Genomic DNA, 24,808 nt, shown 5'->3' on the forward strand with positions numbered 1-24,808 from the left:
GGCCTGACCGTGGAACGGCCGCCGCAGCAGCGCACCCCCACGGCCCCCCCGGGCATCATGGCCCGCACGGGCGGCGCGTCAGGCCCGGCCACCACCCGTCCGCCCCCGCCGGTTCCGGACAGCGCGATGCCCAGCCGGGCCGGTGTGGCGCCCACGGCACCGCGCCCTGCCCCTCCGGCCGCCTCCCGGTTCGGGCTCGCGGTCATCGCGGGCTCCACCCGGGGGCAGCGCTACAAGCTGCCTGTCACCGGTTGCGTCGTGGGCCGCCAGCGCGGCGCCATCCTGTTCGCGGACGACGCCTTCGTGTCGCCCCTACACGCCACCTTCCTGGTGAAGGATGGCGCGCTGTACGTGCGGGACGAGTCCAGCGCCTCGGGCGTCTTCGTCACTATTGGGGGCACGGAAGCCCTCACCCCGCGCACCCACTTCAGCGCGGGCCAGCGCCTGTTCCGTTTCACGGGCCGACTGGAGCCCCAGCCCCCCGTGACGGGACGCCCCGCCATCTACGGCGCCCCGGTGCCACTGGGGCAGGCCGTCTACGGTGTGGAGGAAATGCTCGTCGGTGGCCGGGCGGGACGCGCGGTGGTGACGGCGGCGCCGCTGCTCACCATCGGCCTGGCCCACTGTGACTTGAGCTTCCCCGGCGACGAGGGCCTCGCCGGCCGCCACTGCGAGCTGTCCCCAACGCCCACCGGTGCCCTGCTGAGGGACTTGTCCGGGGGCCTGGGCACCTATGTGCGCCTCGCGAGCGGCGTCGAGCGTCCGCTGCGTCCGGGAGACCGCGTCCGCCTGGGACAGCACGTGCTTCAGGTGGAGACGCTGGGCTGACGCGGGGCAGGTGCCCCGATGCTTCGTGCTCCGGGGCGGCAATCCGACACCGCCCCTCGTGACACGCCCGTCAGGGCGACGTGGGCTGCGCCACGGTGCCGTTCAGTCGCTGCTCGATGAGAGCACGCGCCTTGGAGGCGGGCTGCTCGCGCAGGTGACGATTCCACCAGCCCCGGGCCTCTTCCTTGTCCGGGTTCTGACGGTGCCAGTAGACCTCGCCCAGCTTCAGGGCCAGCTCCGGGTCACCACTGCGGCTGAAGGCCTCGCGGTACTTCGTCGCCGCCAGCCCCACGTCCGCGCGCTGCAGTGCCTTGTCACCCTCTCGCGCCAGCTCCAGCGCGCGCTCGACATTGCGCGCGCCCGAGACAATGGCCCGGTCATAGAGCGGCACGTCGGGGCTCGCGCCCACGGCGGAGTTGTTGGCCCCCGCCGGCACCGGTGCGTTCGTGGGCAGCGCGTAGGGCAGGTCCTGCGCGCCCCCGCTGCCCGCGCCCATGAAGAAGTAGTAGGCGAAGAAGCCCAGCGCGGCGACCACCAGCAGGATGGTCAGCGACTTGAAGAAGAACGCCACCCCGCTGCTGCCGCCGGCCCCCGGCTGCGTGTGGACCAGCGAGTCGGTGTGCTCACGCGTGGCGGCCATCGCGTCAGCGTTCGCGGGCAACGGTTCGAGCACACCCGGCAGGGCGCGCACCGTGGCCTCCATGGTCACTTCGTTGCCCCACCCGGGCAGCGTGGCATCCCGGACGTCACTCTGCGGACTGGCGGCGGACTTGCGCGGCAACGGCGCCAGTACCGCCGACGAGTTGGCCGAGCGCCGCGGCGCCGAGTCCATGCGGCGGCGCTCCTTGTCCACGGCCTGCAGCTCGGCCTTGAAGGCCTCGGCGCTGGCGGGCCGGTCCGCCGGGTTCTTGGACAGCGCCCGGAGGATGAGCCGCTCCATGGCCGGAGAGATTCGCGCATCCGGCCGGCGGCGGGTGGGCGGCGGCGGCTCCTCGGTCAGGTGCTTGGTGGCGAAGCCCACCGCCGAGTCCGACTCGAAGGGCAGCAGGCCCGTCATCAACTGGTAGAGGATGACGCCCACCGCATACAGGTCCGAGCGGTGGTCGAGCTGCGAGCCCCGCGCCTGCTCGGGCGACATGTATTCGGGGGTGCCGCACACGAAGCCCGCGCGGGTGAGCGCCGGACCGTCGTCCGTGGAGTCGGTGATCTTCGCGATGCCGAAGTCCAACACCTTGACGAAGTCGGGCTCGTTGCGTCGCGGCTCCACCATGATGTTCTCTGGCTTGAGGTCGCGGTGGATGACGCCGGCGCCGTGCGCGTCCGACAGCGCGCTCAGCACCTGGCTGACGATGCGCACCACGCGCCCCTCGTTCAGGGGCCACTCGCGGCTGAGAATCTGGTGCAGGTCCTGCCCCGCCACGTACTCCATGGCGATGAACAAGGCCCCGTCCTCGGCCTGGCCGAAGTCGAGCACGCTGATGGAGTTGGGGTGGTTGAGGCGGCTGGCGGCCTTGGCCTCGCGCTGGAAGCGCGCCACGGTGCGCTCGTCCGACAGGAGCGTGTGCCGCAGCACCTTCAGCACCACCACCTTGTCCAGGGAGAGCTGCCGGGCACGGAACACCTTGCCCATGCCGCCCTCGCCAATGAGGGCTTCGACCCGGTACTTGTAGGCAATCGTCTTGCCGACGTACTCGTCCGTATCGGGCGTACGCACGAGGGTCGCGCCACAGGCGGGACAGAAACGGGAAGATTCTTGGGCGTCAGCGCCGCAGGAGGGGCAGTGCAAGGAAACGATCCCCAAAGGGGTGGGACACCGACTTCATCACGCCGCTCGGGTGGGGGGCAAGCCGCGAGCAACGCAAGTCGAGCAACCGAGCCCCGGCCCTGGTACAACCCCTAGCCCTCCATGGACGCGATGGAATACTGCCCCCGCTGTGACACCGAAAATCCTCGGGACGCCTCCGTCTGCCGGGCTTGCGGCTCGCCGCTGCGCTCCGGAACGATGGTGATGGCCGTCGCCAGCGTCGCTTCGCGCCCGCAGGTCTCCATCCGCGTGGTGCGCGCCGATGGCGGCCCCGAGTCCGTCGTCCGCATGCAGCGCGACACCCTCACCTGCGGTCAGCAGGCGGACATCTCGCTCACGGACGACCCCTTCATCATGCCGCTCCAGGTCCGCTTCTTCTTCTCCGGCATCCGGCTGGCCGTGGAAGACGTGGGCGGCGCCAACGGCGTCTTCGTCCGCCTGCGCCAGGAGCGAGAGCTGCCCCCCGGCGGCGAGCTGCGCCTGGGACGCCAGCGGTTGGTGCTGGAGCCCATTCCCACCGCGGCCACGGGACCGGGCGGAACCCAGGTCTGGGGTTCACAGGATCCCGGCTACCGGCTGCGACTGGTGCAATTGCTGGAGGGAGGCCTGCGAGGCGGCGCCTTCCCCCTGCGCGAAGGCGACAATCTCCTGGGCCGCGAGCAAGGTGACCTCACCTTCCCCACGGACGGCTTCGTGTCCGGGCGGCACGCCGTGCTGACGGTGCGGCAGGACCGGCTGCAGGTCCGGGACGTGGGCTCGTCCAACGGCACCTTCATCCGCCTGTCGGGCCCGACCTTCGTGGACAACGGGGACCACTTCCTCATTGGCCGTCAGTTGCTGCGCGTGGAAATCCAAGCGCCCACGTCCTGAAATGCCAAGGGCCGCACGGGGGTATCCCCCGCGCGGCCCTCACGGCCTCGGTGCTCAGCCGTAGGATTTCTCCTTTTTCTCCTGCTCCTCCTTGCAGCGGATGCAAAGCGTCGTCACCGGGCGCGCATCCAGTCGCTTGGGCGAGATGTCCTCTTCACACCGCTCGCAGACACCGAAGGTGCCGTCCTCGATGCGGACCAGCGCCTTTTCGATCTTCTGCAACAGGAACTTCTCCCGGTCCCGCAGACGGAAGACCATTGACTGCGCATACTCGGAAGACGCCAGGTCGATCTCATCGGGAAGGTCGTCCGTATCGAAACTGGACTCCTCCACCAGGGTCTTCTTGGCGCTCTCGAGCAGGCTCGCCTTGCTGTCCTCGAGCATCTTCTTGTAACGCTTGAGATCTTTCTGGTTCACAGCCTTCGCTCCAGTTCAGCGAGGTTTTGGGGCCCTGCACCCCAAAAAAAGGGCCCGAAAGCTTCATTCATGAGGTCTTCAGTGTCAAGCTGACGTGGGTATGACCAAGGGTGAAGGGAGGGGCGTTTGACCGAGAACACGAAGTTTGATCGAGAGTTCCTGCGCTCGGCTCTCTCGTTGGCCGGCAAGAACGAAGTCGATCACTTCCTATATATCTGCGACACGCCCATTCCCGCCGAAGAGTTTCGCGGCCGGCCTGCTCGCAAGAAGCTCGTCTACGCCGTGACGATGCCCAAGCTGGCGGAGGAGCACCTCGCCAAGAAGGTTCGCGCGCTCGTCATCCCCGCGTACGACTACTCCCGCACCGAGCGCGTAAAAGTGGCGCTCGTGTCCGCGCTGTCCCAGGGAGCGTTCAAGGAAGGCGACCTGGTCCTGTGCATGACGGGCAAGGTGGGCCGCGCGCCGGACACGCTGATGCAGACGCGCATCGGCGGCTCGCTCGATGACCGCGTCGCCATCGAAGGCGTGAAGCTGGGCGATGAGTTCAACTCCCAGGTGGTGGACGCCCTCATCCAGCTGGCGCTGCAGATTGGCCAGGAAGGCTTCGAGGGCCACCCCATTGGCACCATCATCACCATTGGCGCCCACAACACCGTGATGGAGAAGAGCCGGCAGATGACCATCAACCCGTTCCAGGGCCTCTCCGAGGCGGAACGGAACGTGCTCGACCCGAAGATTCGCGAGGCCATCAAGAACTTCTCCGTGCTCGACGGCGCCTTCGTCATCCGCGAGGACGGTGTCGTCCTGGCCGCGGGGCGCTACCTGTCCGCGGCGGATGAGGCCGTGAAGATTCCGCTCGGTCTGGGCGCGCGGCACGCTGCCGCCGCCGGCATGACGTCCACCACGGGCTGCATCGCCCTGGTCGTGAGCCAGACGTCCGGCGCGGTGCGGCTCTTCAAGGGCGGCAACATCGTCCTGGAACTGCACCAGACGGCGCGCCGGACCTGAAAGCCGCGGCTCAGTCCTCCTGCGACTTCTCCTCGCGGTAGATGTCCGCCAGTGCGTGCGCGCGCTCGATTTCATCCCGAGCCGCGTCCACCACCAGCGCCTGGTCGAAACGGGCCACGCGCTCGCGCAGGGACTCGGTGACGAGCCCGCCCAGGGTGAGCCGCGCGGACGCGCTCTCCCGTTCGTGGCGCAGCTCCACCACGCGATCGCCCAGCTCGCTCGCGGCCTCCAGCAACAACCGCCCGTCCGACTCGGCTCGCTCCAGCGAATCACGCGTGCTGGCCAGGAGGTCCTCCGCCTGCGCTTGGTCCTTCTCCAGCACGCGCACCGCCCGAGCGTCACCACGCTCCTTCGCGGTGGCACGCCGCGAGGTGAGCTCCAGCAACCGGCGCGCGTAGCGCTCCTCCGCGCGCACCAGGTCCGCCTTGAGCGCCAGCAGCGTGGCCGCGGACTTGCGGACCTCGGCGGCCTGTCGCTCCAGGTTCTCGATGAGCTGGTCGAAAGCAGCCAGCGGGTCCGCTGGGCGCGACGGCTCCTTCTTTCGTCTCCTCAGCAGGCCGAAGAACATGGGCGTGGGCGCAGCCTACCCGAAGGGCCGGCACAACAGCCGCACGCGCTGCAATGCCTCCTGCGTGGCCTGCCCACCCGCGGACAACGCGGACAGGTAGCGCGCCGGGGTCAATCCGTACACACCCAGCAGGTGTTGAAGCAGCAGCAAGCTCTCCGCCGCGCGCCGGTCCGCGGGGGCCAGCGACGCCGCCTCCACCAGCGCGCCCAGGATGTCCGCCACACGGTGCGTAATGTCCTTGCCAGTCGGCTCGGCCCCGGGGGGCGGCGTGGGCTTCTCCGGGAAGAGCGCGTCGAACGAAGCGTCCACCGCCACGGTCCGCGGAGCGTCCCGCCCGGCGGCGACCGCCTCCAGCGCCTCCAGGTGCGGCGTGAGCTGCTCCAGCGCATCACCGGACGCCGGCACGTCACGCGGCAGCAACGTGCGCCAGGGCGTGTCGAACTCCGTGCGCGCCCACAGAATCTCCTCGTCGGAGAGGTGGTGGTAGAAGGCGCGGCCTCCGGCGGCCCGCTGCTCCCGGACGAGGAGGCGGAGGTCCGGGTTCTCCTCGCCCAGGGACACGAAGCTCAACGCGATGTCCAGCGCGTCCATGGGCGCGCGGGTGCGGCGGATGAGCTCCAGGTCCACGCGGTCCTCGCCGTCCGTGACGAGCACCACGGTGGCCCGAGCAAGGTACGGGTCCCTCCCCTGCGCGGCGCGGATGGAGTCGAACGCGGACATCAGCGCGAGCGTGATGTCCGTCTGCCCCTCCGCGGGTGAATCGCGGAAGAGCTTCTCCAATTGCCGCGTGGCCTCCAGCGCGGAGTCCACGCGCGCCAGCTCGGTGGGCACGTCATTGAAGAAGCTGAAGTACAGCGGGTCGAAGTGCTCGCCCCGGCGGGCCTTGACGCGCAGGTTGTTGAGCTCCGCGATGACAATGGCGTCCCGGAAGCGGGCTCGCGCGCCGTGCATGGAGCCCGACGCGTCGCAGACGTAGACCCGCACCGCGGTGCGCTTCACCTTCCGGGGACGCGGGGGCGGCTCGTCGTCCAGGTACGCGCGCACCAACTGGTGACTGGCGGCCAGGTCGCGCAGCAGCATCCGCGGGTCCGTCAGGACGAAGTTGTTCAACTCATGGAGGCTGCCCGTCGTCTCGTAGGTCATCGTCTGCGTCGGGTACGGGACACGCCGGGACACCGCCCGCGCGGTGCGCGTATCCGCCAGGACGATTTCCTCCGACAGCGCGTCCTCCACGTCGAAGTAGCGGGCACAGCCCGCCGCCAGCTCGAACGTGGAGAGCTGCTCGGGCTCCAACGAGAAGGCCAGGTCCGTCAGCAGCTCATCGGCCTTCGGAGGGCCCGGGACTTCGTCAGGCGCCGTGGGCGCTTCGCCGAACCAGTGCGACAGGCCATCGAGTTCCGCGCGCTCCATCAGCGACGACAGTTGAGGAGGTGCCGGCAACATCGGTGTCAGCGCCGCCCGGGCCGCGTCTGCCAGCGCCGCGTCCCCTGCCTCCAAGGCCCGCTCGTAGAGCCCCTTCAACGAGCGGTAGGCCACCTGGGGCTCGCGCCGGGCCGTGTGACGCACGTGCCGCAGCAACTCCTCAATGGAGCGCACGGCCGGAACGGCCCGCACCCGCTCGCGCGCCTCGGCCACCTGGCGCCGCAGCACCATGCCTCGCTCGCGGTCGTGGTCCGCGCCCAGGCGGATGAGCAGCTCGTGCGCCAGGTCCAGGTCCCGGCGCTTCTGCATGACGTCCGTGGGATTGGCCCGGGCCCGCTCCGCGAAGAACTCCGCCACGGCCAGACGCGCACTGGTGGGCGCAAGACGCGGGGTGCTCCCATCGATGCGCCCGTAGATTTCCAGCTCCGCGTCGTCCTCCTCCGGCTCCGAGGGAGGACGGGCGAAGAGGTCCGCCACCTTCACCACGCGCGCCAGCTGGATGAAGCCCTTCTCCAGCACTGCGACCGCGCCGGGAAGCGGCTCTCCCTTGCGCCAGGCCCGCTCCACGAGCACCAGGCACGCCTCCACCTCCTCGAGTGCTTGATGGGCCCTGTCGAGCAGCCCCTGCGCCAGTGCCCCCGCCCTGCCCTTCCGCAGGCCCAGCTCCCTGAGGAGCCGGGCGTCCGCCGACGTGTGCACGCCCACCCGATCCAGGTCCCGGTCCAGCGAGGCCAGCATTGGCAGCGCGACATCCTCGGGCCCGCGAGCACGTCGCCCCAGCAGCGTCCACGCCCGCCAACCGCCGCGAGCGGGCGCGGGCTGGTGGAGCGCATCCAGCCGCTGCCGGAGATCCGCGAGGCGCCGGGCCAACACGCTCAGCGTCCCCTCTCCGCTTCAACCTGTCGCCCGCGGGAGCGCCGGGTCATGGCGCGGACCGCCGCTCCAGCACCTGCCGGCTGAAGCGCCCGAAGTCCTCGTCGATGCCGCGCAACTGCCCCTCCAGCCGTCGAGCCCCCTCGCCCAGGTCACCGGGCATGGTCCCCAGCAGCGCGAGGACACCCCGCAGCCGAACCAGCTCGCCTTCCTTCAACGCGAGCATCGGGAAGCGGCTGCGCACCAGCCGGTCCACGGTGCGTTCGGCATCCGCGCGCTCCGTCATGGATTCGGGCGGTGGAAGCGACGTGAGCAGCTGGGTCAGCCAGCTCCGCAGGTATTTGACACGCGTCTGGACGAACCCGAGCTCCGCCTGGGCCACCGCCGAACGCACGGCCTCCGACAGGAAGCCGGGAGCGGCAGCGCCGTGGTTCGCGGCCAGTTGCCCGTCCAACCCCAGCAGCGCGGCCAGCTCTCCATCAGGCGCCTTCGCCGCGAAGTCGCCCCGGTAGAAGACGTAGGCGTCCCCGTTGAGCACCGACGTGGACGCGGGCGGCGGGCTGGGCACATCGCGCGTGAGGAGATGGGCATGCTCGCGCAGCCGGGACTCGATAATCTCCCGGCACTCGGCGAACACCGCATCGATGGACACCCCCTCGCGCCGGAGGTTCTCCGCCACCGACTGCACCGCGCGCCCGTACTGCTCGATGCGTTCGAAGGGCGTGGAGGACAGCACCTCCCGGGCGTAGGCGATGCCCAGTGGGAGCAGCAGCTCCTGCTTGAGGCCCTGTTGCGTGGGGTCCAGGACAGCCAGGGCGTTCTCCAGCTGCGTCAGGCGGCGCGAATCTCCCGCCAGCGCTTCGAGCGGCTCCCGACGTCCCCGGGCCAGGTTGCCCTGGAACGAGAACACAGCGCGCCGGCGCAGCGCGGACACGACCCGGCTCCGGACCTCAGCCTCGGCCGTGAGCAGGCGCTCCGATGCGGCGGGTGCGCCGTCCGACAGCTGTCCCGCCAGCTCTCCCGTCTGGGAAAGCTCCTCCTCCAGATTGTCCGCCAGCCCGACCAGGCCCTCCAGCTTGAGCCCGTCCTCGAAGTCCACGCTCTCCGCGGACAGGGCGATCATCTCCTGGGCACCTTCCAGAAAGCGGGCCGTTGCCTCGCACAACGCCCCGTAGCCCGGCCGCAGCTCGGGGACGCCGCGACAGAGCGTCAGCACGTCGCCGAGCGACACCAGCAGTGCGATGCCGCCCCGCCCCTCGCCGTGCCCCGCCATGCCACGCGCCAGCCGCTGCTCCTGTGCCGACACCAGGGCCCGCGCCGCCGCCACCAGCGGTATCCGGTTCTGCGCATGGCGCGGCCCAGGCACCAGCTTGGTCAACAAGGCCCGCGCCGTGGTGGAGACAACGCCGGGCTGCCAGTTGCGGCTCACGGACTCGACGGAACTCACCTCTTCGGAGGACCCGAGCGCTTGCGCCTCGCGCTCCACGCCGCCCCCCAGCTCCCGCTGAATCTTGGCCAGCGCTTCGTCGAAGGCGCGCTGCTCCAGGCGGACGATTTCGAGCTGCGCCCGCTCCCGAGGGTCCACCACGGACTTGAGCAGCGCCTCCGTCTCCCCCGCTGGCGGACCTCCCAGGAGGAAGAACCAGCGCAGCGAATCCAGGTCCTCGACGGTGGCCTCCAACGCCCGCTCGGGGCGCCGGTAGATTTGATCCCGCACCACCGCGGCCTTCAGCGCCCACAGCGCCTTCACCACGGAGCGCTGGGAGAAGTACTTCGTCGGCACGTAGTCCGGCAGCTTCGCCACCTGGGCCGCGAGCGCGCGCTCCAGCGCATCCGCCAGCAACTCCACGCCTTCCATGATGTGGCTGGGCACCACCACCTTCGTCACGGCGTCCTGCAGCAGGTCCACCTGCTGCAACGACAGCTGCGCGCGCAGGTCCGGCCGGGCGAAATGGGAGAAGCGTTGCAGCATGGCCGCCCGGCTCTCCCGGCGCGCGAACGACTTGGGCACGAAGCAGATGAAGCTCAGCCGGTCCGCGAAGGCCAGGAGCAGCTCCGGCGAGCGCGCCAGCACCTCGGAGAGATACCGGTTGCTCGTCATGACGACGCACTCGATGCGCCCCGTCGTCACCCGGCGGCCGTGCTTGAGCTCCCGCTCATGCAGCACGTTGAGGATGGAGCGCAGCAGCATGTCCCGGCCGTCGAAGATCTCGTCCAGGAAGGCGTGCTCGGAGCCCAGCATGCCTTCGTCGGTGAGGTACTCGGTGCGTCCCGTCTCCGTGAGCACCTTGAAGTCCACCGGGCCGATGAGGTCCGTCTGCACGGTGGACTCGGCCAGCTGCTTGGAGAAGAGCGACGGCAAGCCCGTGCGCTCGTCGATGATGCGCCCCAGGACGGCGCTGGCGATGGCGCTCTTGGCCGTTCCAGGGGGGCCCACCACCAGCACGTGCTCGCGCCCCAGGAGCGCCAGCTCCAGCTGCGTGAAGAGCGTCTCTCGCTCCAGGTAGGCATCCCGGAGCTCGGTGAAGAAGTGCCGGAAGGCGCGCGCGGCCTGGAGGTATGTGGACGGTGGAGATTGCACGGACGAACCCGAGGTGGCGGGGAACCGCCATGCTATCCGCCACGCGCGTCCTATTTGAAGTGGACCACGCACGCTCCGTCTGGGCATTGACGTCCCGCGATGCGGAAGCGATGGCGGGCCACGACGCGGTAGAGCGCATCCAGGAGCTGCCGGAGGCCCGGCACGTAGTACACGCGGAACAGCCGTCCCAGCGGCCGTCGGCCCAGCGCCAGGACAATGGCCTCCAGCCCCTCCACCACGGCCCCATCCGGGAGGACCAGTTGCAGGGCTCGCTCACAGCGGTCCGCCGTGACACCCGGGAAGGCTGCCAGCACCCCGTCCTCCCGAAACGAGCGCAGGCGCGTCCCCGTCCCGCCGAGCAGCCGCTGGAGCTGCCGGGCCGCCCCACCGCACAGGCGACAGTGCCCGTCATAGAGAATCACGTCATGCCCGGGAGGTGTCGTCCGCAGCACGGGCGCCATCAGCGAGGCCTCAGCGTGTCATGCAGGTGCGCATGCACCGCGCGCCAGATGTCGTGCTGCCGCTCGATGGGGTCCATCAGCGTCATGCCCACCGATGTCGCGGGCGAGCTGCCCTGGAAGGCCGAGTACTGACGCACCTGCGTGCCCCCCGCGCCGTCCTCGGCGAAGACGAAGCGATTCGTGCCGCGCAGCGGGTGCCCATCCAGCGTGGTGATGTGCAGCGTGTTCGCGCCCGGCTCCAGGCGCACGATGATGGGCGCCCACACGGGCGGAAAACCCTTTTCCTCCAGGAACAACTTCGCGCCATCCACCAGCGCCGCCGTCGCCGGGCGGACGCGGATGCCTGCGGCCTCGAACACCGCCGATGGGTGACGGACGAAGTAGGCGTAGGCCTGGGCGGGCGCCACGTCCGGCATGCTGCTGGTGTAGTCCGTCAAGGACGTGGGCGCGCCGGGGATGGGTGGACTGGGCTTCAGGTGGTCCAGGTGGATGCGCGCATAGCCATCCACCGCGGCACTATCCCCCATCAACCGGCTGGCAGCCGCGGCTTCGGATTGAGCGGCCGTGAGCGCCCCCTGCCGCACCTGCTCCATCAGGTTGCCCGTGGGCTTGGGCGGAAACGCGCCGCCCACGCCGAAGTCGAACTGGTTGTCGGCGCCCGTGCGAGGCCCCGAGCGCGGCCCGGGCACAGACAGCGCCGGTGGAGGCCCCGAGGATGGCCCCCGGTAGGGCTCCACCGCCGAGGACGCCGGCCGGCACTGCGCCGTGCGAGTGGGAGGAGGAACAGCCGCCGGCGCAGCGGCGCCCTCGGAGGGAGCGGTACCGGGCGGAAGGAAAGACGGTGACGACTGGATGCGGGACATGGAACGCCAGCCCCTGCATCCCTACCGCCAGTCCTCGCCCCAGTCCCATCAACTCCTTGGCACGGCCCGACGTCCCGCTTCCCGTACGCCCATCCTCCCTTTCGGAACACCCCTCCACCCCGCAAAGCAGAAGGGCCGGCCCCACACTCGCGTGGGAGCACCGGCCCTCTGCGTTACTTCAGCGGCTCACCGCGTCCGAGCTACGACTGGCGGAACTCGGCGTCCACCACGTCGTCCTTCTTGGGGCTGGCCTGCGAGCCCGGCGCCGCGGAAGGACCAGCACCCGGAGCGCCCTCGGCGCCCGGCGCGCCGCCCGTGGCGCGGTACATCTCCTCGGCGGCCTTGTAGCTAGCGGCCTGGAGCGCATCGAGCGCCGTCTTGATGGCGTCCTTGTCCTGGCCGTCGCGGACCTTGTTGATCTCCGCCACCGCGTCCTCGAGCGCCTTCGCCGTGTCCGCGGACAGCTTGTCCTTGTTCTCCTTCAGCAGCTTCTCGGCCGCGTAGGACTGGCTCTCCGCCTGGTTCTTCATCTCCACCAGCTCGCGGCGGGTCTTGTCGGCCGCCTCGTTGGAGCGGGCGTCGGCGACCATCTTCTCCACCTCGTCCTTCGCCAGACCGGACGAGTGGGTGATGGTGACCTTCTGCTCCTTGCCCGTGGCCTTGTCCTTGGCGCTGACGTTGAGGATGCCGTTCGCGTCGATGTCGAACGTCACCTCGATCTGCGGCACGCCACGCGGCGCCGGCGGCATGCCCGTCAGGTGGAAACGGCCGAGGCTGCGGTTGTCGCCCGCCATCTCACGCTCGCCCTGGAGCACGTGGATCTCCACCTGCGTCTGGCCGTCCGCGGCCGTGGAGAAGGTCTCCGACTTGCGCGTGGGGATGGTGGTGTTGCGCTCGATGAGCTTCGTCATCACCCCGCCCAGCGTCTCCACGCCCAGGCTCAGCGGCGTCACGTCCAGCAGGAGGATGTCCTTCACCTCGCCGGAGAGCACGCCGGCCTGCACCGCGGCGCCCACCGCGACGACTTCGTCCGGGTTCACCGAGCGGTTCGGCTCCTTGCCGAACAGGCGCTTCACGGCCTCCTGCACCTTCGGGATGCGCGTGGTGCCGCCGACGAGGACGATCTCGTTGAGGTCCTTCGGCTCCACGCCCGCGTCCTTGAGACACTTGCGGCAGGGCTCCAGCGAGCGCTCGATGAGGTCGTCGATCATCGCCTCGAACTTGGCGCGCGTGAGCTTGACGTTGAGGTGCTTCGGACCCGTCGCGTCCGCGGTGAGGAACGGCAGGTTGACGTCCGTCTCCATCGCGGCGGACAGCTCGATCTTCGCCTTCTCCGCGGCCTCCTTCAGGCGCTGGAGGACCATCTTGTCCTTGCTGACGTCGAGCCCGGTGTCCTTCTTGAACTCGGTGATCAGCCAGTCCATGATCCGCAGGTCGATGTTGTCACCGCCCAGGTGCGTGTCACCGTTGGTCGCGAGCACGTCGACCACGTTCTCGCCCACCTCGAGGATGGACACGTCGAACGTGCCACCGCCGAAGTCGTAGACGGCGATCTTCTCGTCCTTCTTCTTGTCCAGGCCGTACGCGAGCGCCGCGGCGGTCGGCTCGTTCACGATGCGGCGCACGGTGAGGCCCGCGATTTCACCCGCGTCCTTGGTGGCCTGGCGCTGGGCGTCGTTGAAGTACGCGGGGACGGTGATGACCGCCTCCGTCACCTTCTCACCCAGGTAGTTCTCCGCCGCGCGCTTCAGCTTCAGCAGCACCTGCGCGCTGATCTCCGGCGCGCTGTACTGCTTGCCGTCGATGTCCACGCGCGCATCGCCGTTGGGCCCCCGGGCGACCTTGTAGGGGACCAGCGTGGCCTCCTCGGACACCTCGTCGTGCCGCCTGCCCATGAAGCGCTTGCTGGAGTAGATGGTCCGCTCCGGGTTGGTGATGGCCTGGCGCTTCGCCACCTGGCCGACCAGACGCTCCCCGTCCTTCGTGAACGCGACCACCGAGGGCGTGATGCGGCTGCCTTCCTCGTTGACGATCACCTTGGGCTCGCGACCCTCCATGATCGCGACCACACTGTTCGTGGTGCCCAGGTCGATCCCGATAATCTTGCCCACGGTTCCTATCCTCCGGAAAAGACTGCGTTTTTTCTGAAAACTTCTGATGTACGCCCAACGTAACCACCCACCCCTCGCTGTCAAACGAGAGGGGCCACCGGGCCGCACACCTGAAGGTGGCACTCCCCGCTGCGTAGCGCAGTGCGCAGGGCCACACGCACCGCGTCACAGTCGCGCCACCCGCACGCCACGGGTGCGTAACGCGCTCTACACCGCCGTCACCCCGAGGTAGCAACCGGGCGGGCTTCTGGGCAGCAGGGAACGATTCAACCCCTTGGAATCTCAAGCTCGCTCGCCTTCTGACGCCTTGCGTCATGGCTTGGCGAGGATTGTGCACTGGGTACGGGTGTCGCCGCCCGGTCCCCCACCGGCGCAACCTTCGGAGCCGCCCTCATGCTGGTCCAGCCCCTCCGCTCTCCCGATCTCCGCCGTGCGCCCACATCGGACGTCACCGCCGAGCCCAAGGTCGCGGTCCTGCTGAACGCCAACGCCCGGAAGGTCGACGCTCGGGTGGTGAAGTCCCTGTCCCACGTGGTGCCGGAGCAGGACCTGTTCCTCTCCCGCTCGCCGCTGGACGCCCGCCGCATCATCCAGACGGTGCTGGAGCGTGGCTACCCCATGTTGTTCACGGGCGGCGGTGACGGCACCTTCATGGGCTTCGTGAACGAGGTCCTCCATCAGGTGGGTCCGCGCGGCCGTTTCGCGGGGAAGACGGCGCCTCGCTTCGGTATCCTCAAGCTGGGCACCGGCAATGGCCTGGCCGCCTACGTCAACGCCTCCGGCACCCGGAGCGACGGCATCCTCAATGACGTGCTGCGCGCCCGCACGGGCGAGGTTCCGGGCTACCGCCCCATGGACCTGCTGATGGTGGACGGGCAGCGCGCGCCCTTCGCCGGGCTGGGCGTGGATGGCAAGGTGCTCAACGACTACATCTGGGTGAAGGAGAACCTGGGCAAGGGCTTCTTCAAGAGCGTCCTCAGCGGCAGCGGCGGGTACTTCTCCGCGGTGGCCTGCAAGACGGTGCCGCACTATCTCACCCACTCCCACTGGGTGGAGTGTGAGGTCATCAATGGCGCCTCCGAGGCCTACCGGCTGGGGCCGGATGGCGGCGCGATGGGTGAGCCGCTGGCCCCGGGTGCCACCCTCTTCCGCGGCCGGCTGATGATGGCGGCGGCGGGCACCATGCCCTTCTACGGCTACGGCTTCCGCATGTTCCCGTTCGCGGGGCAGCGCCCGGGCTTCATGCAGCTGCGCCTGGGGCAGGTGACGCCCACGCAGGTGCTCACCCACCTGCCCAAGCTATGGAACGGCCGCTGGTTCCCTGAAGGCCTGATGGACTTCCACGCCCGCGAGGTCACCATCCGCTTCGCCAACCCCATGCCCTTCCAAGTGGGTGGCGACGCGGCCGGCTACCGCGAGCAGGTGACCATGTCCGTGGCTCCGGAGTCCGTCGAGCTGGTGGACTTCACCGGCGCGCTGAACTGAGCGCCCGCCGGGTGCCGCTCCTGGCTACCCGCGGTCGCGGGACGCTGGGGGCTTCTCGCCCTGCTCCTTGCGGCGGCCCACCACGAAGGCGTAGCTGACGCTGGCCTTGCCGTTGCTCTCGCGGTGCAGCGCCAGCTCCTCGCGGAGCGAGGCGGGCTGCGAGCCAGGGACGGACGACAGGAACGTCTCGATGTCCCGGTAGTGCGCGTCCAGCTCCGCGTCATGGAGCGATTCGGCGGACTCGGGCTCGTAGCCGGCGCCCTCCACCACCTGCAGCAGCTCGCGCGGCAGCAGCAGCGGCCCGGCGACGCGGCGCTCCCAGAAGTCGATCGCCGCCTTGGGAGCAAAGCGCCCCACCCGCGCGGGGAACGTGAAGCCCAGCCGCCCGCGCTTCGACAGCAGACCGCGCATGTTCGCCAGCGTGGCCTTCAACGGGTAGAGCACGCGGCCCTGGATGAGGATGCCGTTGAACTCCCCGTCGGCCAGGCCCAGCGCGTCCAGCGACACGCGGCGGACTTCAATCTGCTCCGCCAGGCCCTGCGCCCGCACGCGCTCACGCACCGGGTTGAGGAGGGCATCGTCGGTGTCGGCCGCGACGACGGTACAGCCCATCTCCCGGGCCAACAGCAGCGCGGCGCTTCCATCGGGGCCACAGCCGAGCACCAGCACGCGCGAGCCGGGCTCCAGCTGGGCCACCTTCGCGAAGCGCCGCGTTGCGTCATCCGAGCTGAAGGCGCGCCGGACATCCGCGGGGTGATACAGCGGGAAGGGCTCATGCGGGCTCATGAATCCCATATACCCGCCTCCTCCAGAGACTTCCAGCCACGGCCCCCTACAAGTAGTAGATGACCCGCTCGTCCTTGTGGAGCCCATCGTAGATGGCGCGCCGCTGCTCCTCGGACAGCAGGTACACGGACACGCTCAGGGAGACGTACTTGCCCTTGCTGCTGGGTTGCTCGTGAATGGAGTCCGGTGAGAGTTCCGTGCCCAGGAACCGCTTGAACAGCTCACGGACATGCTCCACGAAGCCGGCCCCCTGCGCGCCCATCACCTTGAAGGTGTAGACGGAGGGGTACTCGATGAGGGGCTTCTTCTCCCCTTCGCCGGTGGGAGGGCTTCCTGCGTCTTCCTTCGTCATGTCTCGTACCAGAGGCTACAGCAGGTTGGCGGCGAGCTCGGCCAGGGCGCTGCGCTCACCCTTGGACATGGTGATGTGCGCCGCGATCTTCTCGCTCTTGAAGCGGTTGACCACGTGGACCAGGCCATTGTTCGTCGCGTCCACGTACGGGTTGTCGATCTGGAACGGGTCTCCCGTGAGGATGATCTTCGTGTTGTCGCCCACGCGGGTGATGATGGTCTTCACCTCGTGCGGCGTGAGGTTCTGAGCCTCGTCCACGATGATGAACTGGTTGGGCAGGCTGCGGCCGCGGATGTACGTGAGCGGCTCGATCTCCATCAGCCCCAGGTCCAGCAGTTCGTGGTAGCCGCGGCCGGCCTTCTTGTCCGCGCGGCTGAGGTTCATCAGGAACTCCACGTTGTCGAAGATGGGCTGCATCCAGGGATTCAGCTTCTCCTCGACACTGCCGGGCAGATACCCGATGTCCCGGCCCAACGGGAAGATGGGACGGCTGACCAGCAGCTTCTGGTAGAGCCCCTCCTCCGTCACCTTCTGCAGGCCCGCGGCGATGGCGAGCAGCGTCTTGCCCGTGCCCGCCTTGCCGACGATGGTGACCAGCTTGACGTCGTCGTTGAGCAGCAGGTCCAGGCAGAAGGCCTGCTCCATGTTGCGCGGGCGGACGCCCCACGTCCCGTCCTTGATCTGCCGCACCAGGGGGACCAGGCGGCCCTTGGACCCGTTGAAGCGGCCCATGGCGGTGTGGGACGGGTTCGTCTCGTCCTTGAGGAGCACCACCTGGTTGGCGAACAGGGACTCGGCGTCCGGCAGCTCCACCTCGGCGCCCTGGCGGTACATCTGGTCCACCAGGTCCTTGGGGACCAGCCGCTCGGCGAAGCCGGTGTACAGCTCCGTGATTTCCACCCGCTCGGTGTCGTAGTCCTGGGCGATGAGGCCCAGGGCGTCGGCGCGGATGCGGAGGTTGGTGTCCTTGGTGATGAAGACGGCCTGCGTGTCCGGCTCCGCCTCCATCAGGTCCAGCGCCACCCCGAGGATGCGGTTGTCCATCAGGTTGCTGTCCGCCATGGACGGAGGCAGCGCACGTTCGGTGAAGCTCACCCGCAACAAGCCACCGTGCGGCAGAGGCACCCCTTCCTTCAGGGAGCCCTCGGCGCGGAACGAATCCAGGTAGCGCGCCACCAGGCGCGCGTTGCGGCCCAGCTCGGAGAGATCGCGCTTGAACTGGTCGATCTCCTCAATGACGTAAATGGGGATGATGACGTTGTTGTCTTTGAAGCCGTAGATGCTGCGGGGATCGTGAAGAAGGACGTTGGTGTCGAGAATGAAGTTCTTACGCATCGTGGGTTGCGCGACCTGAAGGTTCGGCTGCGACCGCGAGGGACCGTGCGACGGTGAGTCTCCTGACCACTATAGGCACCGGCGTCAGGGGAAACAGCCTGCTTGTCGCCAGGACGTGCGGCTGTCCGAAACCCCACGCCCCAGACGCCGGGGATGACGGCGGTCCGCATGGCGCCTTTCGGCGAGACACCATGGATCAACCCTGTAGCACGAGCGGCCGTCCGTTCAGTGCGCCACGACAGGCGCGAGCGGATCATATCCGAGCAGCTCCGCCACCCGCTCGGGCGGCGGCCCCGGGGGCATCCGCTCCCAGGGAAAGCGCCGCTGGAGCGTCTCCTCATCGAGCGTGAGCTGCCGCCGGGCGTCCAGTTGGAGCGCGTCATCCCACGTGTTCGCATCGAAGTGCAGCCCCAGCCGCGAGCTCAGCGGAGACACCATGGGCGAAGGCTTGAAGGCCACGGCCTCTCCGTGCTCGTCGCGCATGCAGTGCAGCTCCACCGCCCACGCATGGAGCCAGCGCGGCAGGTGCCGCCCCGCCTGCCGAAGCGCGAGGAAGCGGCCCTGCGCGGCGCCATCCACGAAGAGGAAGCGGCGGTCATAGACGCAGGCGGCGGCGAAGGTGGACGGCGTGAGGGCCAAGGCCTCGGTGCCGATACGGCGTGCCATCAGCAGGAGCACGTCCAGGATGTGGCCGGCGAGCTTGAGCCCGGGGTGGTTCTGCCCGGGCAGCGGCGGCCGGTTCCAGTCGAAGGCGCGCCCCGGGTTCTGGAGCAACAGCGAGTCCAGGTACAGCAGCGGCGTGGCGGCGAGCGCGTCACCGAGCCCCACCTCGGCCCCGGTCGTCCGCCGCAGGTCCAGGTCCGCCACGGGGACGTAGAACCGCCTGCTCCACAGGATGATGCGTGGCCGGTACGGGTCCGTGCACACGACGCGAAGCTCCAGCGGCCCCACCCGCTCCTCGACGCGCTGGAACAGCCCATAGGCACGCAGGGCCCGCTCCAGGCCCTGGGGGCTGTAGGTGCCGAAGACGAGGTCCCCGCGGGAGGCTTCAGCGCTGCCCAGCCCCAGGTCTTCCAGGGTCATCCCCGCGCTCTCGGAAACGGCCAGATCCGGCCCGCTCAGCGCCTGATAGATGCGACGGTAGCGGGGGTTGATGGGCTGAATCCGAGGCATGGCTTCCACCTATTCGTAGCGGATGTCCACCACCGTGAGTTCGATGTCCCCGCGCGGCCGCCGCACCTCGACCGAGTCCCCCACGGCCTTGCGAAGGAGCGCCCGCCCCATGGGGGATTCGACGCTGATGCGCCCGCCCGAGGCGTCAATCTCGTCGGAACCCACGATCTGGTAGGTGCTGCGGCCGCCGTCCTCGTCCTCCAGGCACACCGTTGCCCCGAAGAAGACGCGGGAGCGGTCGGTCTGCTCGGCGGGCGTGACGATGGTGGCGGTGTCCAGGCGCTTCTGGAGGAAACGGAGGCGGCGGTCGATTTCGCGCAGGCGCTTCTTCCCGTAGATGTACTCGGCGTTCTCGGAGCGGTCGCCCTGAGCGGCGGCAGCGGAGACCTCGGCCGTCACCTTGGGGCGCTCCTCGTTGAGAAGGTGGACGAGCTCGCGGTGCAGGCGCTCGGCGCCCGCCCGGGTGAGGTAGCGGCGGAACGGGGCCCGCTCGGCGTCGTCCTCGGTCTCCTGTTCATCCGGATGTACGTCCTGGGACATGGTTCCTGTATATCGCCCCGGGGTGACACGCGGCGAAGGGCGCTGGCCCCGACGTTCACCGGAAAGCGGTCGGGGCGCTGTCAGAAACAGCTCCATGCGCTCGCCAGTGGAAAGCGTCGCCGAGTGCTGGTAGGAAGCGCCTGCCCCGGGGGCTTCCGGGGTGGTGGCGAAAAATTTAAAAAAGAATAGTGCGAGTCGCTAGCTCAGCTGGTAGAGCACCGGCCTTTTAAGCCGAGGGTCGGGGGTTCGAGCCCCCCGCGACTCATGTAGTGGAAGTGAAGGTGTGCTGTCCCCGTCGTCTAGAGGCCCAGGACGCTGGCCTTTCAAGCCGGTAACACGGGTTCGAATCCCGTCGGGGACACTGTAAAAACGCGGGGTTGGACAGTGCAAACTGTCCAACCCCGTTCGTTTTTGGCCGCTCCGAGTTGTTCCTTCGCGGGCCAACGCAGCCTGTTTCCCGACTGCGTCGACTGGCCCAGAAGCACATCAATCACGCCGTCGTCACATCATCCGGCTTGCGCTTGCCGCGACTACGAGACGGCGTGAGCACCATCGAATCCAGCGCCTCTTCTGCCTGAGCAGCCCGCGCCTTCAACTCGGCTGCGGCGTCGGCCTTCGTGAAGGTGCCGCCAAGCCAGGCCGTCAGGTCGGCCGCCAGCTCCCCCGCCGACTGGTAGCGCTCGCGAGGGGCAACCCGAAGTAGCCGGTTCAGCGTCACCCGCAGCCCCTGGGGAAGCCCCTCGGTCATCGCGTCCACGTCCGCAGCCGTCAGGGTCGCCGCGCGCCAAATCGCGTCGGACACCAACGGCGGCGCCCCAGCGAGCGTGGCCCGCTTGACCGCCCGAGGCACCCGCCGACGCTTCTTCGTGGGCAACGAGGCCATGACTTCGGGCGTGGTGTCGTCAGGGCAAAAAGAAGGCTCTTCCCTGTCGCCAGTTCGAGCAGCACCACGCCCAGGCGTAAGGAGGTCGGAGCGCGCGTCGACGCTCCCTCCGAGCAGCATTTCCGGTGACGGCGTGCCGGGCTCTTTCGTCCCCTGGCCCGCCTCGCTTCTTCGGGGGGGCGGGCTTATTCAGGCTTCAAATTGAAGCTGTGGACCCACCCCTTCCGCTTCGGCCTGATGGCCGTCTCCACCTCGTAGCGCACACCAACCTTGCCGAAGTCCTCATGCCCGACCACGACCACAGGCACACCGGGCTTCAACTCCGCAAGGATGTCCTCTTCAAGCCACTGGTTTGCCTTCCGTGACAGGCTGATGGTGTTCGAGAACTCAGAGGAAAGAACGAGCGTGGCGCGCGTCCCCTTGGCAAGCACCTCCACGGTCCGGAAGTAGTGCTCCTCGAAGCTGATTTTCGCCTGCCACGCGGAAAGCGGGACGGCCGGATCGGCTTCCCCCCACTGCCCGCCGGGAGCGAACTCGCCAAGCGCTGCGTCGGCGCCCATGTTCAATCGCTCCGACGCGTACGCGCCCACACTGACAGCTCCGAGCCTCACGGGTGCGCTCTCGTAAAAGTGCAGGAGCGCGTGCCGGACGTTCTGCTCAAGTTCCTCCCGCGTAAGCCCACGAGGCACGCGCACCCGCACGACCAGGCGTGGAACCCCCGCAATGTCGAGGCGCTCCATGTTGATGAGTTCGTAGCGGGGAGTGAAGTCGGGCTTGCTCCCCAAAACCTCCGCGGCTGTGGGTTGCTTCGCAAGTTGCTTCGGCTCGGGTGAACTGCAACTGCAGCCGGACAGAACTGCAAGGGACAACGCAGCAGCCATCAGCCTCATTAGTACCCCACCCTTTCGAGCAGGAAGCTACGGGCATGCAGCCTAGTGATTCAACCGCTCCTCAGACGGAAAGTCGGGCCGTCTTGCTTTCCGGCGCCCGCCATACCTACCGAGGGTGATGGACACCAGCGGGCAACTTCACTGCAACGGGTATTGGCTTCGGGACTGAAGCCGGCGTGGGTGGTGGGGGACGAAATCTACGGGCGTGACAACACGTTGCGACGCTTCCTGGAGGGATTGCGTCAGCTCTATGTGCTGACGGTGGCGGCCAATACGCACGTCTGGTGGGGCTTCTACCAGGGGAAGCCAGGAGACATCGGTGAGCGTCAAGGTAGTTGTCGCGTGAGAGGGTTCAGCCGATGCGCTTCATCTCCTGTACTGCCGGGGTGAGGCTCGCTTCGGCGCGGGCTGCCGACGCACGCCGCATCCGATTGAGTGGCACACCGACAACGGACCTCCCTACACTGCCCTCAAGACGCGCGAATTCGGGGCCAGCTTGGGGCTGCTCATCCGCACCACGCCGGCCTACTCCCCCGAGAGCAATGGCATGGCGGAGTCCTTCGTGAAGAGCTTCAAGCACGACTACGTGTCCCTGGCCCGACGAGACAGCGCCGAGGCGGTCATCCAGCAGCTCCCCGCCTGGTTTCACGACTACAACACCGTGCCCCCTCACAAGGCGCTGAAGATGCGCTCCTTGAGAGAGTTTCGACTCACCGACTCACCCCACTGACCATGTCCGATTTGACGGGGGCAACTCCAGACTCAGCTTCGGACGTTCGGCTGGTGCGCGCGAGCCGTCTCATGGCATCGGCGCATCACAGTAGCCGCCTCTGCATTTACCAAACAGGAGTGGAAACGGAGGGGCTGTAAGGTGATGCTTATGGCAGGGAGAGCCCTCGGCAAGACGGACGCCGACCCTTCTCTGAACCGTCTTGATAGTAGGCTCACAATCAACCACGCACAGCTCCTGATCGAGTAAGTTGGGGTCTACCTTGGGAATGTAGTTGTTTCCACATGCCGCCTTCGCAGCCCGCTTCCACTCCTCCCTGATGGGTGGGCCTTGCGCGATAGCAGGGAAGGCGAGGGCAAGGAACAAACTGGCGAGCAGCAATCGTTTCTGACTCATCGACATGACGCTATCCTATCGGCAGCTCGCCGACGAAGTTGAGGTCTAGCGATATCAGCACACCGACGAGCTTGTCGGGGCCTTCCAGAAGGCCTGCGACTTCGCCCGGCTCATCGAGCAGACCGAAGGCACACCGCAGACGTTGTGATTCGAAAACTACAACTGGGTAGCTCGCCAGCAGGTAGCGACGCGATAGCATAAGCGCGTCAGCCGCCTGTTTACCTCCTACGTCTTGCAGAAGTTACGCTGGCACGTTCCTCTCACGGGCCTCGGAGGCGGAGTAACAATCATGTACTTAATGCAAGGGGAGCCGTCAGGCAGATTTACCGTCAATTTGCGCCCATCCGACACCTTGCATTCAACATTATCACACTTTTCAACATCAATCAGCCTCCAGTCAGGAACAACCGTAGCGGACTTTCCAGCCGCCTTGGTACAGGCGGCGTTAGCGTGCTTCGTCCACTCAGCGTCCGCTTGGTCTTGGGCGTTGGCGGCCGTGGACATGAAGAGTATCGAGAACACTGCGCCTACTGCGACATGCATTTTCATTGACTCGCTCCTGTGACGACGTCGGAAACACAAGCAGAAACCATGCCATTCCGCCTTCGACAGCGTCACGCCCGACAAAAGGGGCAAAGTCCCTGTGAAGCATGTCCGTTGACGCGTCAGCCGAAGGAACTGACGCGTCAACAGGCACCGATACACAGCGGCTCCTGACGCGTTGGCCGGCGCCACCGGCAGGGGCAGCTCGCCGACGAGTTCGAGCTGTACCAGCACACCGACGAACTTGTCGGAGCCTTCCAGAAGGCCCGCGACTTCGCCCGGTTCATCGAGCAAACAGAAGGCACGCCGCAGAAGCGATGCCTTGCAAACCACGATTGGGCGGCGACCTAAAACAACCCTCACTCGTTAGACACAAACGCCCGCACTGAAAGCTTGGCGACGTCGACCTTACTGTAACCCTGCGGAGCCTTGATCGACATATTCATCAGCTTATCAGCAGAACTCAACGGCACAAGCTGACAATCACCAGAGGCACACGCAAACAAGTTGTTGCTCTCTGGAAGCCGGAATCGTCGATTAAGCTCTTGATTGTCTACCACATCATCCAATGGATTCCCGTTTCCATTCCCCAAGACCCCCTCAATCCCCTGTCTTCTCAGGAAGGGCGAAGCCACAGCAGCCACGTTGAGATAATTACCAAATTGCGAACTGCCCATATCGATATCGAAATAGGAGGCAGGATCGTGCGGCGAAAAAACCCGATAGCTATTTGGATTTACACCAGACCTGAACACCACAAGCGAACTTGCGTTAGAGGAGCCCCTCGCAACGACTAATTTGTCCCCCTGAAGGAAAAAGCGCACCAGTGATTTCCCATACGCGATGGCAACAGCCTTAATGCTTCCAACGCCAGGAGGGGCGGACGGAGATTGAGAAGCTTGAACTTGGAGCCGTCCTGACTTCAGAAGCGAATAAACCCCAGAAGGCATAAAGTCGAACCACTTGCCATCGATGGTCTTGAGATGCGCGGCAAATGCAGAAGTTGGTGCCGAAGCAGCAAACAAAGCCATTAGCAGCGCTAGCGAGGTGTTTTGGCGAAAACTCCTCAACCGCGACAACCCGGCTCCAGGTGCACGAGACACCGAAGAGACCGAAGTCGAGGTACAGCAGGAGGCACATTGAGGCATCACTTCATTGGAGGTCCGATTCGTCGACACCATGCGAAATCCTTCCGTCTTTGAGTAGGAGGAGTAGGCTTGACGCCGTCACGTTGCACAGGCCGCGCTATAACGCCCTCCTCCGGCCTTCTGCCAGAAGTCCTCATGGGGGGGCCGGAATTGACGCGTCAACCGTAGAGCTTGACGAGTCAATCGGCCTCGCCGCACAGCAGCGTCCAGACGTCCACGGCTGAGCCACTTCCAGAATCCGCACTCATTTACGTGGGGTCAGCGCAACGCGCGACTGATGCAACCCAAGCCGAAGGGCCCACGTAACATGAACAACGCACTGACGAAGATTGCCACCGCGCAGGCTGCGGCTGGCGGACGCCATCCGCGCTTCGGTCGCTACCTGCTCGAAGTCGAGGTCATCCGCACGAAGGAGGGCTTCATCAGCGGCTATCGCTGGTCGCACGTCGAGCTGAACGACGAGCAGCCCGCCCAGGCTGAGCACGCGCACAAGGCGAGCAAGCTCCCCGCGCTCGCTAACGCCCGCGCCTGCCCCCGGGCGGCGACTGATGGCGCTCTTCCGTCCACGGATGGCCCACGACCGCATGCTGGTGCGTATGGGAGCGCAGGGAGAATCCCTCCAGGAATGCCGGGCGCGCAGGCGCCCACACGATTCGTCAGGGGCGGAACGTTCGCTTCAGTGATAGGCCATGCTGCCATGTCCGGCGACTCACCTGTCCCCACCCCCGGCGGCTTGCCCAC

At 67.5% G+C, this 24,808-nt stretch carries 19 protein-coding genes, 2 tRNA genes and 3 pseudogenes; 8 read left to right on the top strand and 16 right to left on the bottom strand.

Translation table 11 applies throughout. The features are described 5' to 3' along the window. Window positions 1-828: FHA domain-containing protein (locus FL344_RS33100; protein WP_141621332.1), on the top strand; the 828-nt coding region annotated here is incomplete at its 5' end. 70 nt (window positions 829-898) lie between these two features. Here the strand turns inward: FL344_RS33100 and FL344_RS33105 are convergent. Continuing rightward, the gene (locus tag FL344_RS33105) at window positions 899-2,614 is read right to left on the bottom strand and encodes a serine/threonine-protein kinase (protein ID WP_141592218.1); all 1,716 of its coding nucleotides are present in this window, start codon (window positions 2,612-2,614) and stop codon (window positions 899-901) included. A 120-nt stretch (window positions 2,615-2,734) separates the two neighbouring features. Here FL344_RS33105 and FL344_RS33110 point away from each other — a divergent pair, with 120 nt between their 5' ends. Continuing rightward, window positions 2,735-3,502 (top strand): FHA domain-containing protein, encoded by a 768-nt coding sequence (locus FL344_RS33110; protein WP_141621333.1) that lies wholly within the window; start codon window positions 2,735-2,737, stop codon window positions 3,500-3,502. 54 nt (window positions 3,503-3,556) lie between these two features. Here the strand turns inward: FL344_RS33110 and FL344_RS33115 are convergent, their stop codons facing one another. After that, the gene (locus FL344_RS33115) at window positions 3,557-3,919 is read right to left on the bottom strand and encodes a TraR/DksA C4-type zinc finger protein (RefSeq protein ID WP_011553247.1); all 363 of its coding nucleotides are present in this window, start codon (window positions 3,917-3,919) and stop codon (window positions 3,557-3,559) included. A 126-nt stretch (window positions 3,920-4,045) separates the two neighbouring features. Between FL344_RS33115 and FL344_RS33120 the strand changes: the two genes are divergently transcribed. Further along, a complete protein-coding gene (locus FL344_RS33120; RefSeq protein WP_020478587.1) occupies window positions 4,046-4,927 on the top strand; it encodes a diadenylate cyclase in 882 nt (293 codons plus the stop codon). Between the two features lie 10 nt (window positions 4,928-4,937). Here FL344_RS33120 and FL344_RS33125 read toward each other — a convergent pair whose 3' ends face one another. The 6 genes from FL344_RS33125 to dnaK all read right to left on the bottom strand — a co-directional run bounded on the left by FL344_RS33125 (window position 4,938) and on the right by dnaK (window position 13,806). After that, window positions 4,938-5,495 (bottom strand): PspA/IM30 family protein, encoded by a 558-nt coding sequence (locus FL344_RS33125; protein WP_141621334.1) that lies wholly within the window; start codon window positions 5,493-5,495, stop codon window positions 4,938-4,940. A 15-nt stretch (window positions 5,496-5,510) separates the two neighbouring features. Further along, window positions 5,511-7,790 carry a vWA domain-containing protein gene (locus FL344_RS33130; protein WP_141621335.1) on the bottom strand — a complete coding sequence of 760 codons (2,280 nt, stop codon included), beginning with the start codon at window positions 7,788-7,790 and terminating at the stop codon, window positions 5,511-5,513. 49 nt (window positions 7,791-7,839) lie between these two features. Beyond that, the gene (locus FL344_RS33135; RefSeq protein WP_141621336.1) at window positions 7,840-10,371 is read right to left on the bottom strand and encodes an AAA family ATPase; all 2,532 of its coding nucleotides are present in this window, start codon (window positions 10,369-10,371) and stop codon (window positions 7,840-7,842) included. A 50-nt stretch (window positions 10,372-10,421) separates the two neighbouring features. After that, a complete protein-coding gene (locus FL344_RS33140) occupies window positions 10,422-10,832 on the bottom strand; it encodes a thiol-disulfide oxidoreductase DCC family protein (RefSeq protein ID WP_141621337.1) in 411 nt (136 codons plus the stop codon). After that, window positions 10,832-11,695, bottom strand: a complete 864-nt coding sequence (locus FL344_RS33145; RefSeq protein WP_141621338.1) for a hypothetical protein — start codon at window positions 11,693-11,695, stop codon at window positions 10,832-10,834. Before FL344_RS33145 ends, FL344_RS33140 begins: the two co-directional genes overlap by 1 nt. A gap of 200 nt (window positions 11,696-11,895) precedes the next feature. After that, entirely contained in the window at window positions 11,896-13,806 is a 1,911-nt protein-coding gene (dnaK, locus tag FL344_RS33150) for a molecular chaperone DnaK (protein ID WP_090495211.1), read from the bottom strand. Between the two features lie 393 nt (window positions 13,807-14,199). On the opposite strand from dnaK, the gene FL344_RS33155 reads away from it, so the two are divergent. Next, window positions 14,200-15,291 carry a diacylglycerol kinase family protein gene (locus tag FL344_RS33155; protein WP_141621339.1) on the top strand — a complete coding sequence of 364 codons (1,092 nt, stop codon included), beginning with the start codon at window positions 14,200-14,202 and terminating at the stop codon, window positions 15,289-15,291. Between the two features lie 24 nt (window positions 15,292-15,315). Here the strand turns inward: FL344_RS33155 and FL344_RS33160 are convergent, their stop codons facing one another. The 5 genes from FL344_RS33160 to greB form a co-directional block, all read right to left on the bottom strand. Continuing rightward, on the bottom strand, window positions 15,316-16,077 hold the full coding sequence (locus FL344_RS33160) for a cyclopropane-fatty-acyl-phospholipid synthase family protein (RefSeq protein ID WP_194863345.1): 762 nt from the start codon (window positions 16,075-16,077) through the stop codon (window positions 15,316-15,318). Between the two features lie 46 nt (window positions 16,078-16,123). Further along, the gene (locus FL344_RS33165) at window positions 16,124-16,429 is read right to left on the bottom strand and encodes a YbeD family protein (protein ID WP_141592227.1); all 306 of its coding nucleotides are present in this window, start codon (window positions 16,427-16,429) and stop codon (window positions 16,124-16,126) included. 15 nt (window positions 16,430-16,444) lie between these two features. Continuing rightward, entirely contained in the window at window positions 16,445-17,764 is a 1,320-nt protein-coding gene (locus FL344_RS33170; protein ID WP_141592228.1) for a PhoH family protein, read from the bottom strand. A gap of 225 nt (window positions 17,765-17,989) precedes the next feature. Continuing rightward, a complete protein-coding gene (locus FL344_RS33175; RefSeq protein ID WP_026114160.1) occupies window positions 17,990-18,937 on the bottom strand; it encodes a hypothetical protein in 948 nt (315 codons plus the stop codon). A 9-nt stretch (window positions 18,938-18,946) separates the two neighbouring features. Beyond that, window positions 18,947-19,477 (bottom strand): transcription elongation factor GreB, encoded by a 531-nt coding sequence (gene greB / locus FL344_RS33180; protein WP_141621341.1) that lies wholly within the window; start codon window positions 19,475-19,477, stop codon window positions 18,947-18,949. A gap of 192 nt (window positions 19,478-19,669) precedes the next feature. On the opposite strand from greB, the gene FL344_RS33185 reads away from it, so the two are divergent. Both FL344_RS33185 and FL344_RS33190 read left to right on the top strand, forming a co-directional pair. Further along, window positions 19,670-19,742: transfer RNA gene (locus FL344_RS33185), tRNA-Lys, on the top strand. 23 nt (window positions 19,743-19,765) lie between these two features. After that, a tRNA-Glu gene (locus FL344_RS33190) sits at window positions 19,766-19,838 on the top strand. Window positions 19,839-19,967: 129 nt separating this feature from the next. On the opposite strand, the pseudogene FL344_RS33195 reads toward FL344_RS33190, so the two are convergent. Together FL344_RS33195 and FL344_RS33200 are read right to left on the bottom strand one after the other, a co-directional pair. Continuing rightward, window positions 19,968-20,489 (bottom strand): annotated as a pseudogene (locus FL344_RS33195) (protein kinase); the annotation flags it as partial. Between the two features lie 56 nt (window positions 20,490-20,545). Then, entirely contained in the window at window positions 20,546-21,250 is a 705-nt protein-coding gene (locus FL344_RS33200; RefSeq protein WP_194863343.1) for a hypothetical protein, read from the bottom strand. Window positions 21,251-21,677: 427 nt separating this feature from the next. On the opposite strand from FL344_RS33200, the pseudogene FL344_RS33205 reads away from it, so the two are divergent. Further along, window positions 21,678-21,980: pseudogene (locus FL344_RS33205) on the top strand (integrase core domain-containing protein); the annotation flags it as partial. A 1,298-nt stretch (window positions 21,981-23,278) separates the two neighbouring features. On the opposite strand, the gene FL344_RS33210 reads toward FL344_RS33205, so the two are convergent. Further along, window positions 23,279-23,950 (bottom strand): hypothetical protein, encoded by a 672-nt coding sequence (locus tag FL344_RS33210; RefSeq protein ID WP_141621344.1) that lies wholly within the window; start codon window positions 23,948-23,950, stop codon window positions 23,279-23,281. A gap of 424 nt (window positions 23,951-24,374) precedes the next feature. Between FL344_RS33210 and FL344_RS39495 the strand changes: the two are divergent. Then, window positions 24,375-24,808 (top strand): annotated as a pseudogene (locus FL344_RS39495) (hypothetical protein); the annotation flags it as partial.

The sequence above is a fragment of the Myxococcus sp. AB036A genome, from assembly GCF_006547355.1.
In the GTDB taxonomy this organism is placed as follows: Bacteria; Myxococcota; Myxococcia; order Myxococcales; family Myxococcaceae; genus Myxococcus; species Myxococcus virescens.

What these genes read in the sequence shown, in the direction of transcription:
- FL344_RS33140 (WP_141621337.1), bottom strand. Translation starts at nt 10,832, where the DNA reads ATGGCGCCCGTGCTGCGGACGACACCTCCCGGGCATGACGTGATTCTC.
- FL344_RS33165 (WP_141592227.1), bottom strand. Translation starts at nt 16,429, where the DNA reads ATGACGAAGGAAGACGCAGGAAGCCCTCCCACCGGCGAAGGGGAGAAG.
- FL344_RS33110 (WP_141621333.1), top strand. Translation starts at nt 2,735, where the DNA reads ATGGACGCGATGGAATACTGCCCCCGCTGTGACACCGAAAATCCTCGG.
- FL344_RS33125 (WP_141621334.1), bottom strand. Translation starts at nt 5,495, where the DNA reads ATGTTCTTCGGCCTGCTGAGGAGACGAAAGAAGGAGCCGTCGCGCCCA.
- FL344_RS33200 (WP_194863343.1), bottom strand. Translation starts at nt 21,250, where the DNA reads ATGAGGCTGATGGCTGCTGCGTTGTCCCTTGCAGTTCTGTCCGGCTGC.
- FL344_RS33145 (WP_141621338.1), bottom strand. Translation starts at nt 11,695, where the DNA reads ATGTCCCGCATCCAGTCGTCACCGTCTTTCCTTCCGCCCGGTACCGCT.
- FL344_RS33210 (WP_141621344.1), bottom strand. Translation starts at nt 23,950, where the DNA reads ATGGCTTTGTTTGCTGCTTCGGCACCAACTTCTGCATTTGCCGCGCAT.
- greB (WP_141621341.1), bottom strand. Translation starts at nt 19,477, where the DNA reads ATGTCCCAGGACGTACATCCGGATGAACAGGAGACCGAGGACGACGCC.
- FL344_RS33175 (WP_026114160.1), bottom strand. Translation starts at nt 18,937, where the DNA reads ATGCCTCGGATTCAGCCCATCAACCCCCGCTACCGTCGCATCTATCAG.
- FL344_RS33160 (WP_194863345.1), bottom strand. Translation starts at nt 16,077, where the DNA reads ATGAGCCCGCATGAGCCCTTCCCGCTGTATCACCCCGCGGATGTCCGG.
- FL344_RS33170 (WP_141592228.1), bottom strand. Translation starts at nt 17,764, where the DNA reads ATGCGTAAGAACTTCATTCTCGACACCAACGTCCTTCTTCACGATCCC.
- FL344_RS33155 (WP_141621339.1), top strand. Translation starts at nt 14,200, where the DNA reads ATGCTGGTCCAGCCCCTCCGCTCTCCCGATCTCCGCCGTGCGCCCACA.